Here is an 18373-nt window from a genome sequence, read left to right on the forward strand (position 1 = left end):
CCTATTTATGCCCGTATTGCGACGACTTACTGCCCGTTAGTGTTGAGATATCGGGACTAATACATCCTTAACTTTTGGATCATTGGTTGTCGCTAACCACTGTTGAAGTCGCTTATCTGAAAACGCTTTAATTAATTTTTGGATAGCGGGATCAGAGAGGTACTGACTGCCTACCACCAGCTGTGAAGCAAATGTTCTCGGTGCTGGAGGGAAAAGAATGCCTTTCTCGCGCCCCACTTTACCGGCATCAAATTGGGAAACATAACCGATGGCAGCATCGACCGAATTAAGCACCCTAGGCATAGTCAGTAGGCTCAACTCTTTAAACCGGAAATGATGTGGATTCTGGCGAATGTCACTCAACTTAGCACTACGAGGTTCAATCCCCGCGGCCAGTCCAATTAGCCCAAGGCGTTGCAACATCCATAATGCTTGGCCTTGATTCGCCCCATCATCAGGTACCACAATCGTTGCGCCTTGCGGCAGTTGTTGAATTGCTGAATACCGCTCTGAATAAATGCCAAAAGCCCATTGAAATACCGGACCTGTCGCCGTCAGCGCAAAATGGTTTGCATCGACGACTTGCTTTAACCACCATTGGTGCTGGTAAATTGTCGCCGCATATTGACCCGTGGCGACGGCTCTGTCGGCCTGAACGGGATCTTCAAGGCCGACTGACGCTATCGATATTCCATAATCGGGTGCGATATGCTGTGCAACGTAATCAATAATACTTTTCTCGCCCGCCATCGCGGGTTCAAAATGCACGCTTAGCTGTGAGCCAAATGCTACGGGATCCCGGCGCTGAGTAAAGCTATGCAGCACCGTAATACTCACGACAATAATAATGAATAAAATAAGGATCCATAATGGCCAGCGACGCTTTGGCCGTAACTCGAAATCGGGTTGATTCATGTCCTGCCTCTCTTTATTTTGGTTGTAACGCCGCGACCAAACGGTCACCGATAAATTGAACGAGTTGAATAGTGAGCACTAGCGTGACGATCGTAGCGATCATTATGTGATTATCGAAACGTTGGTAACCGTAAACGACCGCGAGATACCCAATGCCTCCCGCACCAATGGTGCCGGCGATCGCCGAGTACTCGATCATGGCGATCACATTAACTACCGCCGCCGCCACGATCGCTGGAAGCGCCTCACTTAGCTGTGCCTGAGTAATAATTTGCCAAGCAGAACCGCCAGAGACGATCCCTACAGCGGTCACCTCCGTAGGCACTTCACGTAATGCGTTTTCAACCAATCGAGCAAAAAAAGGGATACCGGCTACTATCATTGGGATCACTGCTGCAGGAATACCGATAGTGGTCCCGGTTAACCAAAAAGTGAAGGGAATGATAGCGGCCATCAGAACGAGAAAAGGGAGAGAACGTCCTATATTCGTTATCCCACTAAGTAGGTGATAAAAACTAGGTTTTGGAAATAATCCATAGCGTGAAGTGTTGAAAAGAATAATCCCCAAGCCCCCTCCAACACTCAATACGACGACCATGACGAGGCTGACCATCATCCAGGTCTCAAGGTAAGCCGGTATCAGTAACGTATGAATATCTCGCCAGGGTGTATCTTGGCTCATCACATCAAGTGCTTTCATCCGACCTCCCGAAATGTAATGGCTGATGGCGGCGAATCGAGATGTAATCCCCATTCTCCAAGCTGTCGCAGAAAATCGTCCGCATCGAAATTGATCGATGGTGAAACCGCAATACGCATTCTCCCGACGAGACAGCCGGCAATATTTTCTAAGTTTGCTGCCAAAATATCGATGGCGATCCCTTGCTGCCCTAGACGAGAAATCCAATCAAAAGTCACCACCTTATCGGTATAACGTAAGCTCATTTCGATCGGTTTCGAACTCGGTAAGGGGACAAGTGGGAAAAGCTGATTGGTTAAGGTTGAATTAGGGAAATCAAGTAAGCGTTCAATCTGTCCGAATTGTGTAATTTTTCCCTGCTCGATATAGGCGACGCTATCAGCGGCTTGGCGTACCACATCCATTTCATGAGTGATTAGCAATATTGTTAATTGATATTCTTCCCTGAGTCGCTTGAGTAACGTAATAATGGACTGCGTCGCCTCGGGGTCCAGTCCAGAGGTGGCTTCATCAGCTAAAAGCACCTTAGGATTGAGGGCCAAGGCTCGGGCTATCCCCACTCGTTGTTGCTGTCCACCCGAAAGTTGTGTCGGATAGGCTTTAGCCTTATCACTCAATCCCACGCTCTCCAAAAGCTGCTTTACCTGCGACTGGATCTGGTGGGGCACAACGCCCAGCCACTCTAACGGCAGTGCGATATTCTCCCAGACTGTTTTACGTTGTAATAATGCTGCAGATTGGAAAACAGAACCGATCAAACGCCGTTGGCGCCGTAGAGCCTCGCCCGATAGCGTGGTTAAATCGACCCCCTCCACCAATATCCGCCCGAGGCTCGGTTTCTCAAGTAGAGCAATACATTTCGCGAGCGTTGATTTTCCTGCGCCGCTCGCTCCTACGACGGCAGTGATTGAACCTGAAGGAACCGCTAACGAAATATCGTCAAGAATGATATGCCGCTGGCCTTGAGCAGATCGGTACTCTTTTGAAAGATGTTCGAGCGTAATCATGTCACCTCCTGCTTCTGTATAACGGAAGAGGTTTGCGTGTGCTGGCGATAACTGACTGCTGGATGAGGCGACTGAAGGCGGGGACTTTGGGAAAAGAGCTTTTCACGCAGGGTTCCAGATTGATAGTCCTGCTTATAAACGCCTCGCTTCTGTAATTCGGGTACCAACCATTCCACTACATCACTAAAGGTTTCATGAGTGACCGCATAGGCAAGGTTAAAGCCATCAACATCGGTCTCGTCGACCCAGCTTTGTAGTTCATCGGCGACGGTTTGTGGGCTTCCTACCAGTAAAGGACCAAAGCCGCCAATCCCTACCCAATCCGCTAGCCCTTGTACTGTCCATTGACGAGAAGGGTCAGCACTAGAAAATGTCTCGACCGCAGATTGAATCGCGTTGGTATGGATATGTTTCAACACCTGATCGGGCTGGTACTGACCAAAGTCGATACCTGTCCAGCCCGAGAGCAAGGCAAGAGCCCCTTCGTAATTAACGTATTGCTTATACTCTTGCCATTTTGCCTGCGCTTTGGCATCAGTCTCATCAACGATCACTGTTTGAAGATTAAAAATTAAAATACTGTAAGGGTCTCTCCCCACTGCAATCGCACGTTGGCGAATATCCGCCACCGTTTTCTTAAGCAGTGCCTTTGAGGGGGATGCGACGAATACGCACTCCGCATGCTCCGCGGCAAATTGTTTACCTCGACTCGAGGCCCCTGCTTGATAGAGCACCGGGGTGCGTTGCGGGGAAGGTTCGCAGAGATGGATCCCTGGGACTTGGAAAAAACGACCTTGATGGTTAATCGGATGAATTTTACTGGGATCACTGAAAATTTGCCGTTGGCGATCGCGTAATACTGCCCCATCCTCCCAGCTTCCTTCCCACAATTTATAGACAACCTGTAGATACTCATCGGCATAGTCATAGCGGGCATCGTGATCAGTCTGCGTAGATTGGCCAATATTTCGTGCGCCACTCTCTAAATAAGAGGTGACGATGTTCCAACCGATACGACCTTGGGTAAGATGATCCAAGGTTGAAAGACGTCGTGCAAAAGGATACGGATGTTCAAAAGAGAGAGAGGCTGTTAACCCAAATCCTAAGTGCTCTGTCACCATCGACATCGGCGTAATCAGCGCCAGCGGATCATTGACCGGGACCTGGGTGGCCTGCCGTATTGCGGCTTCGTTGCTGTTATCGAGTACATCGTATACGCCAAGCACATCCGCAATAAATAGCCCGTCGAACTTACCTTTCTCCAACAGTTTCGCTAAATCAGTCCAGTAGGCCAGATCTTTATATTGCCAAGATCGGTCTCGTGGGTGAGCCCAAAGCCCTGGCGATTGGTGGCCCACACAGTTCATATCGAAAGCATTAAGACGAATTTCACGTTTTACAGACATAGAAGCTCCTCGACAGCATCAGTAGATGCTGTACATCGGTAATCAATAAGGGTTTTAGTCGGATTATTCGATTAAATCAGTTGGCTGGGACATCGTTCCTTTAACGCATTGAATTGGGTTGTAATAAGCTGTTTAGCGATAAATTCTGCGTGCTCGGCAACCTGAGGTAAGCCCATCAATTCGCCGAAGCGCCCCCGTGCAGCAGGACCCACTACAAATAGATGCGGTTGCGTGATACCGGCAGGAGATAACGTCTGGGATTGAGGATTAACGGCAATGCCTACGCCAAGAGGATCTGCGGTAATCAGGCCCTGCGAGGCGAGGCTAGTGAGCAAAGGTTGACTCGCGATAAGCCGTCGATGATTCGGCCCCGTCGTGAGTATTACTTTATCAACGACTAGTTTTTTTACTCCACCCTGCCGTAGGCTTAAGGTCAACTCAAGCTGTTGGGAAACCCGGCTTACGCTGAGTAACCGCGCGGCGTTTATCTGGAGTTGCCCTGAAATTAACAGCGTTTCAATGACTGCCGCGACTTGTGGCGCGAGGCGATAGCGATGAACATCCCACCATGGACGTAGATGTCGATAAAAACGCCGTTGTTCTACTAAGCTCAGTTGCTGCCAGATAACCTGCCCTTGCCGTCTTACGTCATCCAATACTAGCTGCCAAGGTTTTTGCTGTTCAGCGGCTACATTGACGTTTTCGCGAATATAGCGAAGCCACCCCCTTACTGTTACTGGGCGAGTCTCTTTAGGTCCTAGCGAATAGTCCTTATAGTCACCGCTAAGATTGGAACGCGGTAACTGCCCGCGACGTGATATCGCTTGGATTGTCCCGCGATGCCCTTGTCGCCTTAATGAAGTAACAACATCAGACATCGTCAATCCCGTCCCGATAATGGCCACATTAGCTTGACGATCAACCGTCTGCAGCGCCCCTTCTTGCCAAGGATCACTGATGATGTTCGGGTCTGTCGACAACGCCTGAAACCTAGTCGGGATCAGTGGTGCGGGATGACTGATCGCTAACACCAGTTGATCCACGGGTAACGTTAGCCCTTTCTGTGTCACTAACTGGCCAGACCGATAGGATTGAGCATAATCCTGAATATGGCGAAAGGTGGCCTTGGCGTCTTTTAGGGCATGACTTAATTTTTCTCTAAGATAAGCCGCGAAACAGCGACGTTGTGGATAGACATTCCCATCCTGCCACTGCGCGGCACCATCTTGTCGAAAAGCCGGTTGCTGCCGATACCACTTATCGAAGTCACCTTTTTCAGCCTCAGAGAGTTGCATCCTTGCGGCAGGAACGTTAATTCGATGAACCGGATCCGTCGTACTGTAAGCGATCCCCTCAGCCAGATCCGCACGGGGTTCGATCAAGGTGATAGCGAGGCTCTCATCCCCCCGACGTAATAATTGAATAGCTAACGCCGTACCGGAAAAACCCCCTCCCACGATAACGATTTGCCGTCTAGTCATCCTGCTGCCCCTGTCGCTCAAGCTCCCTGACGCGTGGCAAGACTTCACGGCCAAAGTACTCGACCTCTTCTTGAAAATGTAAAAAACCCAAAAGCAGTAGATCGACACCGATACGCTTTAACTCAACAATACGCTCCGCAATTTGTTGGGGGGTGCCAATCAAATTGGTTTTGAACCCATCGTTATATTGAACCAGATCGTCAAAACTCGACGCCGCCCAGTTACCTTCTTTTTCTGGCGACGCACTCCCTGCATTTTTTACCTCTGCGGCAAATCCTTCGACTGCACGGGGGTTAGCTTTCGCGATAATCTCATTCAATACTTGTTGAGCCTGCTCTTCGGTATCGCGTGCGATAACAAAACCATTTACGCCTATCCGCACGCTATGCTGGTTTGCGAACGCTTTCTGCTTAATATCGTCAACTTGCCGACGGATACCTTCAAGATCATTGCCGTTCGTAAAATACCAATCTGAGATCCGTGCCGCCATATCTCGCGCTGCACGAGAACTCCCTCCTTGGAATATTTCAGGGAGCGGTGATAAAGGCTTGGGTTTCATCACATAATCTCGGTACCGATAGAAATCACCATTAAACGAGAAACGTTCTTCTTGCCAAATCCCCTTTAAGCATCGAATGAACTCCTCTGAGCGTAAATAACGCTCTTCATGATCGAGCCACTGCTCACCAATAGCTTTAAACTCGCCACGAAACCAACCGCTGACAATATTCACGGCAATCCTCCCTGCGGTGAGATGGCTAATGGTTGCAATCTGTTTAGCCGCAAGTGTCGGATTCCAAGGACCCGGTAACAAAGCTGCAATCACCTTTAGTTTCTCAGTCGCGCCGAGCAAACCTTGGGAAAAGCTGACAGACTCATGCTGATTCTCTGCGCCATATCCGGCAGTGAAACGAATTTGTGTTAATGCGTAATCAAACCCTGCGTTTTCAGCAATCTGGGCTAATTTACGGTTATAGTCAAAATCCCAAGAGGTGCGCTGTTCAATCTCACTAATGACTAATCCACCGGAAACATTCGGCACCCAATATGCAAATTTCAGCGCGGAATCGTGCAAAGTCTCTGTCATGGGCTCACCTCTGAATGCGTTTTTTTCTGAGCAGTAGGACGATGATCGCCACCGATCGTTTCACCAAATGGCCCCATATTAATCGCGGTATCTCGATGCTTCGCGCCAGGTAACAACGGCATCACTAATTCGGCAAAGCGGTGCGCCTCTTCAAGGTGCGGGTACCCGGAGAAAATAAAGTTGTCGATACCAAGCGCTTGATATTCTCGTATCCGTGCAGCGACTTGTTCGGGGTCCCCAACCAGCGCCGTGCCCGCCCCGCCTCGAACCAAACCTACCCCAGCCCATAGATTGGGCGAAATTTCTAAATTATCGCGGGAACCTTGATGTAAGGCACTCATTCTGGATTGCCCCGTTGAATCCATGCGAGCGAAAACCTGTTGCGCGGCGGCAATCGTTTCGTCATCAACCTGAGCAATCAATTTATTCGCTGCTGTCCAAGCTTCGGCCTCGGTCTCTCGGACAATAACGTGTAGGCGAATGCCATAAGTGACGGTCCTACCGGCCTGATGCGCTCGCTCCCTTACCACGGCAAGTTTTTCAGCCACCGCAGCCGGAGGCTCTCCCCAGGTTAAATAGGTATCGATATGCTTAGCGGCGACATCGATGGCGGGTTCCGAAGACCCCCCAAAAAAGAGCGGTGGCCCATCTTGCTGGATGGGAGGAAAGAGAATCTCAGCACCTTCGACATGCAAATGCTCCCCTTGGTAGTCGACTTTTTGACCTTTTAAGAGTTGCGAGTAGATGGAGAGAAATTCATCCGTGACTTTGTAACGTTCGGCATGGGACAGAAAAATACCATCCCCTTTATTTTCGACAGGATCCCCGCCGGTCACGACATTTATCAGTAACCGACCTTCCGATAAACGGTCTAGGGTTGCCGCCATCCTTGCAGCCAACGTGGGAGGTTGTAGTCCCGGACGAACCGCCACTAAGTAACGTAATTTTTTGGTGACGGGAGCTAATGCCGAGGCGACTAACCATGCGTCCTCACAACTTTTACCTGTGGGGATCAAAACGCCATAAAAACCTAGATTATCTGCCGCTATCGCCACTTGCTGGAGGTAAGCAAGATCGACGGGACGCCCTCCTTGGGCCGTCCCCAGATAACGCCCATCGCCATGCGTCGGTAGGAACCAAAATAAATTCAGAGAGGTTGATAGATTTTCGCTCATTATCACTTTCCTATATAACGTTATCTAATTTTTTTAGATACATAAATTCCATCGAGTTATAAGGGTTAGAGCAACAACTATGCCATTTTCATAAAATTATTTTTAATTACTTTTCAGTTAGTTATAGATCGACTTTAGTGAGTTAACTGTTGCTATTGCAACAACATCACTCTCCCTATGCTGCAAAAGCAACATTCGCGATATCGATTTGTGTTAACGGAAGGCATAAAGTGAAACAGGCGCTTGGAGGAGAGACGTATGAATAACGACTACATAGAATTAAATGATCCGCTATCCCAACAACTACAGCAGACCATTCTGCGTCTCGCCCCTAGCGATGCGACGGTACTCATTACCGGAGAGACTGGAACAGGAAAAGAGGTGATTGCACGTGCACTGCATGAACTGAGCCCTCGCCACCAGTACCCTTTTCTTGCGGTAAACTGTGGTGCTCTCACACCGAGCTTGGCTGAGTCTGAACTCTTCGGCCACGAAAAAGGGGCATTTACGGGAGCATCACAACGACATTATGGCTGGTTTGAGGCGGCTGAAGGGGGAACCTTATTACTTGATGAGGTAGGCGAACTCAGTCCAAGTCTGCAGGTGAAACTGCTACGCGTATTACAACAGCGTGAAGTGATTCGCGTCGGATCCTATCGTGCGATACCGATTAACGTTCGGGTCATTGCGGCAACACACGTCGACTTACGGCAAGCGATTCACTCTCGGTTATTTCGGGAAGATCTCTATTATCGTCTCAACGTCGCCCCCATACACCTACAACCTCTTCGCCAACGTCCGCAAGATATCACCGTCCTGGCTCAACATTTCTTACAGCGATATACACAGCGCCATGGTAAATCCGGCATAGTGTTTTCCAGTGAAGCGATGAATACGCTGATGGAACATTCATGGCCAGGCAATATTCGTGAACTCGATAATGTAGTGAATAACGCCGTGTTACTGTGCGAGAGTCTAGAGATTGCCTCAACACATTTACCTTTAAAGCCGCCTATCAAAGGCGATACCAGCGATCGACCCAATGCTTTCTCCTCTCTTATCCGAGAGCAGTTACAGCGCGGAGAACCGGAGCTTTATCAACGTACCCTCGAGACATTAATTAGTGAAGCCTTTCAACTTTCTGGACAGAATCAATGCCAAGCCGCAGAGATGCTGGGTATCTCACGCAATACTTTTCGTACACAATTGAGTCATTTAGGCTTAATAAAACCGCGAAACCAATCAGTATTGGCGTTAAAAAATGCCACGACACCACACAGCCCCGTTTTAGAAAGAGAACTCCGTATTGGTTATCAGAAATTTGGGAACCTTGGTGTGCTCAAAGCACAACGCCATTTAGAAGGACTCTTTCAACCGCTGGGCGTAACTGTACTCTGGAGTGAATTCCCTGCGGGGCCTCAACTCCTTCAAGCATTGGCTCACGGCGAGATCGACTTTGGCACAACGGGCGAAGTTCCCCCTTTACTCGCTCAAGCAGAGAATAACCAATTACGCTACATTGCGTGGGAACCTGCCGCACCGAGTAGTGTTGCACTCATGGTACCTAATGCTAGCGCTATCCAGACACTTTCTGACTTACGCGATAAACGTATTGCGGTCAATAAAGGGTCCAATGTTCATTACCTACTTTTGCAATTACTTGATGAGGCTGGCCTGACCCTGTCAGACGTTCGGCTCATTTATACGCCGCCTAAGTACCCCTTGACGCCGAGTGACTATCTGTCTGCGGATGCATGGATGATGTGGGATCCTTTACTGAGCCAAGCGGAATATGAAGGGCATCTTAGACGTCTGGAGAATGGGGAGGGTCGCGTTAATAATCATCAATTTTATCTCTCCCGTCACGACTTTATCAGACACTCCTCCGACCTATTGCCGGTACTTATGGATGCCTTAAAAACGACGGGAAAATACATCGATAGTACTCGGCAACAGGCCGCGAGTCTTTTATCTAATGAGATTGCTATCGATGCCCCTGCACTGGAAATGGCACTCTCCAGGCGGAGCCATCAGGCGCATGTTATGGATAGACGCATTATTCGAGAACAACAAATTATCGCCGACCGTTTTTATGCATTAGGACTATTACCTAGACCGATAAATGTTCGCCAAGCCGTTTGGGTGAATGGGTAATGAGCATCTCTCGATCTGTGCGTGCCATGAATCGGAAACAAGGTGGCGAAATTAACGGCATTAAATGATGATTAAAAAAAGACTTAATCGTTAAGGATCAAGTCTTTCATTACGTATCATCACTCGTTATAGAGAGTAACAGCCCCTTACGGCGTTAATTTCTTTGAGCACTCCCTCGTTTAAGTGCCACCCTCTTCGACCATAAATACCCCAATACCATACAGAGTGCGATAACGCTAGGGATGACCTGGGTCAACATGCTTTCTCCCCTGACCAAAATAGGTAAGTTATTAATGACAAGGAGAATAGTGAACGACATTGCAAAAAACGATAGCAGTGGCGCCCAAAAAGTTACCCAAGCGCCTCGCTGGTGGCGTTGATGCCGGAAAAAATTAATCACTGCCGCGCAAACACCCAACTGTAAAAGTAAGACACAGAGCGTGGAGATTGCTGATCCCAATGCGAAAATATGCATCATAGGATCCACGTTCATTGCCCCCAAACCAATCAGTAATAGCAGCATAATAACGCTATGCAGATGGCTAGCATGATGAGGCGTACCATTCTGCGGATGGGTTTTACAAAGCTCTTGCCAGATTAAGCCATCACGGCTCATGCTAAATAAATAGCGTGAAATATTATTATGAAAAGCCACCGTTGCAGCGAATAAACTACTAATCAGTAGTACTGACATTGCAGTGACCGCCCATTGACCCACATTATCCCGCGTGATTGATAGGATAAGATTCTCTGGATTTTGACGAGCCATACTAATTAATTGATCAGCACCATAGGTTTGTACCAAACACCAGCTCGTAAAACAGAAAAAAGCAGTGATCAATAATAATGCGCCGATCGTCGCTTGTGGGATCGTTTTATGAGGATCTTTACACTCTTCGGCATAAATAGCCGTCGATTCGAAGCCAATAAACGCAGCGATAGTAAAAATAAAACTGATACCAAGATTTCCGTGTAAAAAGACTGAAGGTTGAAAGGGCTGTAAGCTATGAGGGTGACCATGTTTGATAAGTAAAACAACATCCGTTAAGAGTACAATTCCCACTTCAGCGAGCATCAATATTCCGAGTATTTTCCCTCCGACTTCCACTCTCTTAATACTTAAGAACCAAGTTATCGCCAAAAAGGTGATGCTGCATAGCCACCAAGGCACGACAACTGAGAATTGCTCAGCAAGAAGGTGTGCGGAAAAATAACCTAACATTGCAACGATGGCGATTTGAATCGAAATATAAGCAAGCAAGGCGATCATTGAGGCTGATGATCCCCAATTTTCTCCTAATCCTTGCCGAATATAAGTATAAAAAGCGCCAGAACTTTTAACGTATTGGCTCATCGCTAAAAAACCAATCGAAAATAAAATCAAGATGATGCAGGAAAGTATATAAAAGGTCGCGATACCTGCGCTATTTCCACCAGCGATGGCAACTGGTAATCCCCCGACAACGCCAGTAAGAGGGGAAGCCGCTGCGACGACAAAAAATATTAACGAAAATAATCCTAGCGTGTTTTTACGTAAGCCCGACTCTTTTTCCATCATCATTGCCCCTAGATAAGAAAGGCGCGCTAATAAGTCGATGCTCATTAGTTTGCCATGATGAATTCATCATTCTCTAGGCTTTCCGATTCTGATAGAAAAATTACGACATCGCTCAAGTGCAAGTGTGCACTGCTTTAGTGCTGCAGATCGATTAGCCGACGCCCGTAATGCTGCTCAGTAATTTGAGTCAAATAATGTGTGGGGGTTGTACTCGTGAAGCGCTTAAATTCTCGCAAGAAATGCGATTGGTCACTGAACCCCAAATCATAGGAGATATCGCCACAAGAGGAGATCCCTCCTTCATGAATACGATTCAAGGCGGACTGGCACCGTACTATTCGACTAAAGGTTTTCGGTGACAAACCAATCTCCTGTTTGAACTGCCTTTGGATGGTTCGGCAGCTGTACCCCGTCAGGATCGCCAACTGATCGATACGAATATTACCCGCCGCAGTGTGAATACTTTGTATCACTGATTGTGTGACGGCGGAGTTTTTTCGTGTCAAATAACGGCTATAGTATTGCTGGAACAATATTATCTTCGAGGTAAAATCTTTAGCTTCCACTATTCTCGAAAAAAGAGTTTTTCCCTGAGGTGCCGCGTCGAGAAAATTAAACTCATTATTTGGGATCTCATCGGCACAAGCATCCAAAAAATCGGGGATCTTCCCGGCATTAAAACGCACGCCAAAATAAAGTCGCTCTTCGGATAAATAGGCATCACGGGCTTCTAAGGTCGTACCGCAAATTCGGGCTGTCGGAAATTGGGGATGACAATCAAATAAAATATCAACGCAGCCATCGGGAACCGCCATCGTCAGTTTGGCTTCCTTGCTGGTTTTAAAACTATAGAAATGTGAAATATCAGGCAGGGTTGCCTGCGTTTGCCAAAAATAATGTGACGTATTCAAAACAAACCACGGCTGTTCAGGATGAAATTTTTTATCGTTGAGATAAGGGATTATTTTCATTTTATTACCCATAAATTGTCATTCATTACTGATTACCGATGCAACATCTGCACCAGAAATCGAAATCATGTCGCAAATATTCAATACACCCCGAAACGCCTCAGGCTATTTCTATAAAGCGTCGCTGACCTTTTTTGGTCGCAGCGATAAAAGATCTTCTTTATGACGAATTAATACTGGTGAGGTGGTTGCTATGACTGATTCAACAAGAATTGATTTTTTGTATCTCTCTGAACAAGACATGATCCGTGCAGGCGTCACCGATATGCCAGCCTGTATTGCAAGCATGGAAGAGATGTTCGAATTACTCTACCACGGTGACTACCGAATGGCGGGGCCGAATAATGATTCCCATGGTGCAATGGTCACCTTTCCAGAAAACTCCCCCTTTCCGACAATGCCGAAACCCACGGCCGACCGACGTATGATGGCTATGCCTGCCTACCTCGGTGGGAAATTCGGCACAGCAGGGGTTAAATGGTATGGCTCCAATATCGCGAATCGCGAAAAGGGACTCCCCCGTTCGATATTAATGTTTACCTTAAATGATGCCGATACGGGCGCACCCTTGGCTCATATGTCAGCCAATTTACTCTCCGCTTATCGCACGGGGGCGATTCCAGGTGTCGGAGCCAAGTACCTCGCCAAACGTGATGCTCGAGTCGTTGGGCTGTTAGGGCCGGGCGTGATGGGAAAAACAACCGTTGCCGCCTTCCTCTCGGCCTGCCCTAACATCGATACAGTGAAAGTCAAAGGTCGTGGTCCGGCAAGCTTGGAAGCGTTCATAGCATGGTTAAAAAATACCTATCCACAGGTCACCACCATCCGTATTGTCGACACGCTCGAAGAGGTTGTTCGCGATAGCGATCTGGTCGCTTATTGCAGCTCAGGGGAGACCGGCGATGCCTCCACCTATCCCATTGTGAAACGCGAATGGGTAAAAGCAGGGGCCTTTTTAGCAATGCCCGCCCTCTGTGCCTTGGACCAAGGGATGGAGCAACCTGATGTACGAAAAGTACTTGATAATACAGGGCTTTATAATGCTTGGTTTGAAGAAGTTCCGAAACCAGCTCATAACACCATACCTATTATCGGCGTTCGATTTATGGACATGCTGGCGGAGGGGGCTTTGACGGCAGACCAACTCGAAGATATCGGCCAGATTATCGCAGGGGATGCACCGGGTAGAAGAAATGATGATGAAATTATCATTATGTCTGTCGGGGGAATGCCTGTCGAAGATGTGGCATGGGGGACCGTACTGTATCGCAATGCTTTAGAACGTAATATCGGCATTAAATTAAATCTTTGGGAAACGCCTGAACTGGCTTAATTACTTTATGAGGTACACCGCCATGACCACCATTATAAAACTAAAATCCGGTTCTATCTTTGAAGAGAAAGCCAGTTATTCAAGGCTGGTTGCTGTCGATAACTGGATTTATGTTTCAAATACCGCTGGACGCCATCCTGTCACAAAAGAGATTCCTGAAGATGTTATCGAGCAAGCCGCACAAGTCTTTGCCAACATTGAATCAGCTTTACGGGCTGTTGAGGCTGGCTTAGAGGATGTCATCTGTTCAAGGGTATTCATTCAATCGCCGGAAGATGTCCCCGCAGTGATGAACTTTATCGGTGAGAAATTCCGAGGTATCGATCCGGCCTCGACGGTTACCTGCCCTCCTCTCGGCTCGACGGTATACAAAGTGGAGATCGAGGTGACTGCTTATCGTGGAGCAGGACAGACTAAAACGACATCACTCACTTTATCGCAACCATAGCGCGTAAGGAGATCATGACTATGCCCCCACTTATCGATCCAGTGAGTACTTCAGCGACTCTTCCTACTCAAAGCCCTGTTGTAATTATAGGCGGGGGAATCATCGGCTTAGTGGCTGCACTTAACCTCGCTGAAAGAAAAATTCCTGTTGTGGTGATTGAAAAAGGTCGATTAGCCGCCGAGCAGTCTTCACGTAATTTAGGCTGGGTACGTAAAACGAGTCGCCTTCCCGAAGATATCCCTTTAGCAAAAGCGGCTGACCGCTTGTGGGCGGGAATGGCGGAAAGGGTCGGTAGCGATGTCGGTTATCGACAAGCTGGCATCATGTTCGTCGCACGCCACGCTGAGCAAATGGCGATGCATGAGCGTTGGTTCGAACAGGTTAAGCACCTCCACCTTGATTCAACATTATTAAGTTCCGCAGAAATTGCCCGCCGCGTCCCTGGGGGAAAGAGTACTTGGGCCGGTGGGATCTTTACCCCAACAGATGGACGTGCCGAGCCGACTAAAGCCGCTAGTGCCATAGCTAAGGCCGCACAACAGTTAGGAGTAGTGATTGTAGAAAATTGTGCGGTAAGAAGCCTTATTACGAGTGGCGGCCGTATTAGCGGGGTAATGACTGAACGGGGTGAGATCAAATGCGAACAGGTTTTACTTGCTACCGGTGCTTGGTCGCGTCGATTTTTAATGAATCATCAAATAGCCCTCCCCTCACTCCCACTGATCTGTTCAGTATTACAGACAAAGCCCCTTACAGGTCCGACCGAGATCGCCGTAGGGGCACCTGATTTCTCTTTTCGACGCCACCATTCGGGAGGGTTTATCGTCACACAGCGTGGGGCATTGGATGCGCCGCTGACATTAGACCATCTGCTGATTGGCTTACGTTATCGCCAGCAGCTCAAACAGGGCCGAGGGAATTTACGTATCGGCTTCGGACGCTATTTTTTCCAAGATTTACGGCTTGGCCGCCGCTGGAAGGAAAATCAGCGTTCACCTTTTGAACAGGTGCGTACTCTCGATCCACAAGTAAATAGTGAACTTAATCAGGAAGCGTTGAGAAATTTAATTGATGCATGGCCGGCTTTCAAGGACGCACAAATTGCTCAGCAATGGGCAGGCGTCATTGATGTCACCCCCGATTCCAATCCGATAATAGGGCCAGTCGATGCCCTACCAGGATTAGTCCTTGCCACAGGATTTTCCGGACATGGCTTCGGAACCTCACCTGCAGCAGGTCAATTAGCGGCGGATATACTGAGCGGTCACTCACCTTTAGTCGATCCTTCTCCCTATCGATTTGAACGGCTCAGCTAAACCCCTTCAAAAAGCTAATCGACCATTGCGATATCAATAAGGTATTAATGCTGAACCACGGCAAGTAGATAGAAAGATAAGCGAAAACCGTTACCTATCCTGACTGACTGTCTACAGAATAACGATAGAGGGGATAAGTCTTCCTAACAAAATCATTCGGGTAGGGGTATGAAAGGTAACCTATAGGTTGAGTACGCTTCGAGGGAACAGCAGGGTTAGGCCACCATCGAAGCGAGGAGCTTCGGTGGTGGTGATGCGTTATGGCCTAGCGTAAAGATAACGTGAAATCATTGTGGTCGATATGATTCAAAAGCTGAATTAGTTTTTCAAGCCATGTGCGGGAGCACTGTTAATTTCGGCTGTCATACGGACGTAGTTATTTGAACTTGCACCAGTAATTTTATAGTGACCGCCTGCTTGATTCGCCATCGCTGCAATTTGTGATTCTGCGCCATCTAGAGTCGAATCGGTAACAGAGACACTTTGTGCAAAACTACCGAATGAGAGTAATGACAAGGCTGCGGTAGAGGCTAAGACAAGTGTTTTTAACGTTTTCATAATAAAATCCTCAATCTTTTAAAAGGGTAATTTGTTTCACTGAGACAATAATAACTATAGTTACTATAACTTGATTAACTATATGTGCGCTTTGAATAGTTATTGATCGACATGTAGTGGTACCCCCTTTGCTTTCCGCATAAAAAGCCTCCACCCAAGTTCCTTTTACAACATGGGATGCTCGTTACGTTCGGGAAATAGCGCATTAAATGTGATGGGTGATGTACCAAAAGGCTGGGGATATCTTTACTGACAAAGCGTAAGTTGACAGGTGATTTTACTGAAAGACGCAGCGTTAATTTATAAATTGAAATAACGATTTTTTTGGCCGGGGCTTTTAATAAGACTTGAACAAAACAATCAGGTAAACCTATCGCTCGATAGAGCGCTTCCTTATATAGAGATACTTAACCAACCAATCTATTACCCTGATATCTTCTCATCCGTTAGGTGGCTGACTCATACCAAGCGTAAGCAAAAAAATTCTCTCCTAACGACAAAAAAATTTATCCATACAAAATTCTAATAAAAGCGCGTGATGACAATAAATAGTGACGAACATCATATATTTATAATAGCTTTACATTTCTTTAAATTAAATATTATTAATAATCAATACCTTAACTAATAAATGTCACTATATGTCAAAAAATCTTGTTGCATCATTTACCTTTCTGACGTTATGTTCATGAGGTTAGTTATAAATAAATCGGTACAACAACAATAAAACCGAGTCAGTGGCTTATTTTAAGCTCTGATAAGAGTGGTTTGACGTTTAACTCTATGAATATATTATCGCTATGGAGACAGGAAGTGGTGAAAAAACATAAAATTATCGGTTTCAGTGGCAGTTTGATAGCATTGGCAATTGCTGCGCCTTCTCATGCAGAAATTACACTTTTAGATAAAAATCCGCAGAGTAATTCTCTATTAGCCCCGCTTAGCTTACAAGTTGGCGGTAGTATCCGTCCTGAGTGGGTTTTTACTAATGGCCCTGATGCCAATAAATCGAATAAACGCGGACACGATGGCGGTTCTCGTATACGCTTTCGTGCTGACTATAAATTAACCGATCACACTTCTGCTATTGGCTACTATGAGTGGGGAATCAACGTCCCCCACTTCTTAGGAATGAAAGGAAACTACGAATCAGGTACCTTACGCGACCGCCAACGTCAACTTTACGCTGGGTTGAAAGATGACCGCTACGGAACCCTTACCTACGGTCACCAATACGGTATTTATTACTCCGTTGTCGGGATCAAAAGTGACGTATGGGATAACGATGGCCATGCGGGCGCAACGGGTATTGGATTCAACGGTGACTATGATGGTGCGAGCAGACCAAAAAATAGCATCATGTACAAAAATACTTTCGGCCCAGTAACCGTTTCTGCTAACTACTTACTGCCTGAAGATCAAAAAGATGATGGTAGCGGTACTGGCCGTTCTTACCGCCGTAACCATGGCGCAGGCTTTGGTTTCGACTACGCAATTATGCCGACCTTGTCATGGGCCGCAGCGTACAGCAGTACTGAAGCAAATGTAAAAAATAGCACTACCCAGAAGGGTTACAACCAGCAGGTTTCCGGTACAGCGTTAACATGGCAACCGGGTAACTGGTATCTGACCTCGACTGCTAGCTACTATAAGGATTTCGTTCCTTCAACTCGTAACCATACAGTGTCGCATTACTTCGCGGGCAGCGGTTATGGTTTAGAAGAGTTTGTCGGTTACACCTTTAACATTGATAAACCTTTCCTAAAATCTATCCAGCCTTATGTTGCGGTTGACTCCTTACGTCTTAAAAGTAATGAGAACTACCACGCCAACCACGTTTACTTAGGTGCTGGTACAGAAATGGGTCATGGTTTGAGTGTCTATGTTGAAAGAACTATCGCAACGACGACCGACAACGAGCCAGACAGTACTTGGATAACGGTGTTCTACAACTTCTAATCATCCAGCCGGCTTACCTTAGGGTAAGTCGGTTTTTAATTAACTCACCTTAAAAATCAGTTCAAAAAGCTTTTTTTTAAATAAAATAGCCACCCTTAAGTATATTTTTCTAACTGTAAATCAATCAGTTAAGAAAAACGTTATCTTAGTGATTACCTCTCGATTAGGGCCAGTTAAGAAGGCCTAACAGTCGAAAATCAAAAAATACCGTTATTAAACATTGGCTTACATTGCATTGACCCCTCAAGCCTTATCGCCAAAATGGTGGTTAGCTTCCACTTTCCTTGAAATCTCATCAAAAGCAT

15 protein-coding genes are annotated in these 18373 nt (G+C 47.0%); 5 read left to right on the forward strand and 10 right to left on the reverse strand.

All coding sequences use genetic code 11. From position 1 onward, the window contains the following. Window positions 1–36 precede the first annotated feature (36 nt). From QJR74_RS13600 to ssuD, 7 genes are all read right to left on the reverse strand, one after another. The gene (locus QJR74_RS13600) at window positions 37–915 is read right to left on the reverse strand and encodes a MetQ/NlpA family ABC transporter substrate-binding protein (protein WP_304372325.1); all 879 of its coding nucleotides are present in this window, start codon (window positions 913–915) and stop codon (window positions 37–39) included. 13 nt (window positions 916–928) lie between these two features. Next, window positions 929–1615, reverse strand: coding sequence for a methionine ABC transporter permease (locus QJR74_RS13605; protein WP_304372326.1), 687 nt, complete (start codon window positions 1613–1615; stop codon window positions 929–931). Beyond that, window positions 1612–2622, reverse strand: a complete 1011-nt coding sequence (locus QJR74_RS13610; RefSeq protein WP_304372327.1) for a methionine ABC transporter ATP-binding protein — start codon at window positions 2620–2622, stop codon at window positions 1612–1614. Before QJR74_RS13610 ends, QJR74_RS13605 begins: the two co-directional genes overlap by 4 nt. Continuing rightward, window positions 2619–4028, reverse strand: a complete 1410-nt coding sequence (locus QJR74_RS13615) for an LLM class flavin-dependent oxidoreductase (RefSeq protein WP_304372328.1) — start codon at window positions 4026–4028, stop codon at window positions 2619–2621. The genes QJR74_RS13610 and QJR74_RS13615 overlap by 4 nt, the downstream gene beginning before the upstream one ends. 71 nt (window positions 4029–4099) lie before the next feature. After that, complete coding sequence (locus QJR74_RS13620) at window positions 4100–5509, reverse strand: FAD/NAD(P)-binding protein (protein ID WP_304372329.1); 1410 nt, start codon at window positions 5507–5509, stop codon at window positions 4100–4102. After that, window positions 5502–6596 carry a dimethylsulfone monooxygenase SfnG gene (gene sfnG, locus QJR74_RS13625; protein ID WP_304372330.1) on the reverse strand — a complete coding sequence of 365 codons (1095 nt, stop codon included), beginning with the start codon at window positions 6594–6596 and terminating at the stop codon, window positions 5502–5504. The genes QJR74_RS13620 and sfnG overlap by 8 nt, the downstream gene beginning before the upstream one ends. Beyond that, window positions 6593–7771, reverse strand: a complete 1179-nt coding sequence (gene ssuD, locus QJR74_RS13630) for an FMNH2-dependent alkanesulfonate monooxygenase (protein ID WP_304372331.1) — start codon at window positions 7769–7771, stop codon at window positions 6593–6595. The genes sfnG and ssuD overlap by 4 nt, the downstream gene beginning before the upstream one ends. A gap of 258 nt (window positions 7772–8029) precedes the next feature. Here ssuD and QJR74_RS13635 point away from each other — a divergent pair, with 258 nt between their 5' ends. Further along, window positions 8030–9925, forward strand: coding sequence for a sigma 54-interacting transcriptional regulator (locus QJR74_RS13635; protein ID WP_304372332.1), 1896 nt, complete (start codon window positions 8030–8032; stop codon window positions 9923–9925). Window positions 9926–10079: 154 nt separating this feature from the next. Here the strand turns inward: QJR74_RS13635 and QJR74_RS13640 are convergent, their stop codons facing one another. Beyond that, window positions 10080–11480, reverse strand: a complete 1401-nt coding sequence (locus QJR74_RS13640; RefSeq protein ID WP_304374056.1) for an APC family permease — start codon at window positions 11478–11480, stop codon at window positions 10080–10082. A gap of 137 nt (window positions 11481–11617) precedes the next feature. Then, window positions 11618–12454: a helix-turn-helix domain-containing protein gene (locus QJR74_RS13645; protein WP_304372333.1), complete on the reverse strand. Its 837-nt coding sequence runs from the start codon at window positions 12452–12454 to the stop codon at window positions 11618–11620. Between the two features lie 193 nt (window positions 12455–12647). On the opposite strand from QJR74_RS13645, the gene QJR74_RS13650 reads away from it, so the two are divergent. The 3 genes from QJR74_RS13650 to QJR74_RS13660 are packed head-to-tail and all read left to right on the forward strand — an operon-like array spanning window position 12648 to window position 15551. Beyond that, window positions 12648–13787: a tyramine oxidase subunit B gene (locus QJR74_RS13650; RefSeq protein ID WP_304372334.1), complete on the forward strand. Its 1140-nt coding sequence runs from the start codon at window positions 12648–12650 to the stop codon at window positions 13785–13787. Between the two features lie 22 nt (window positions 13788–13809). Next, complete coding sequence (locus QJR74_RS13655; RefSeq protein ID WP_304372335.1) at window positions 13810–14235, forward strand: RidA family protein; 426 nt, start codon at window positions 13810–13812, stop codon at window positions 14233–14235. Window positions 14236–14255: 20 nt separating this feature from the next. Continuing rightward, entirely contained in the window at window positions 14256–15551 is a 1296-nt protein-coding gene (locus tag QJR74_RS13660) for an NAD(P)/FAD-dependent oxidoreductase (protein WP_304374057.1), read from the forward strand. A 318-nt stretch (window positions 15552–15869) separates the two neighbouring features. On the opposite strand, the gene QJR74_RS13665 is transcribed toward QJR74_RS13660, so the two are convergent. Then, window positions 15870–16109, reverse strand: a complete 240-nt coding sequence (locus tag QJR74_RS13665; RefSeq protein WP_304372336.1) for a YdgH/BhsA/McbA-like domain containing protein — start codon at window positions 16107–16109, stop codon at window positions 15870–15872. Window positions 16110–16925: 816 nt separating this feature from the next. On the opposite strand from QJR74_RS13665, the gene QJR74_RS13670 reads away from it, so the two are divergent. After that, entirely contained in the window at window positions 16926–18068 is a 1143-nt protein-coding gene (locus QJR74_RS13670; RefSeq protein ID WP_304372337.1) for a porin, read from the forward strand. Window positions 18069–18373: the final 305 nt, after the last annotated feature.

Origin of the sequence: Tatumella ptyseos, assembly GCF_030552895.1 — a bacterium.
Taxonomy (GTDB): domain Bacteria; phylum Pseudomonadota; class Gammaproteobacteria; order Enterobacterales; family Enterobacteriaceae; genus Rosenbergiella; species Rosenbergiella ptyseos_A.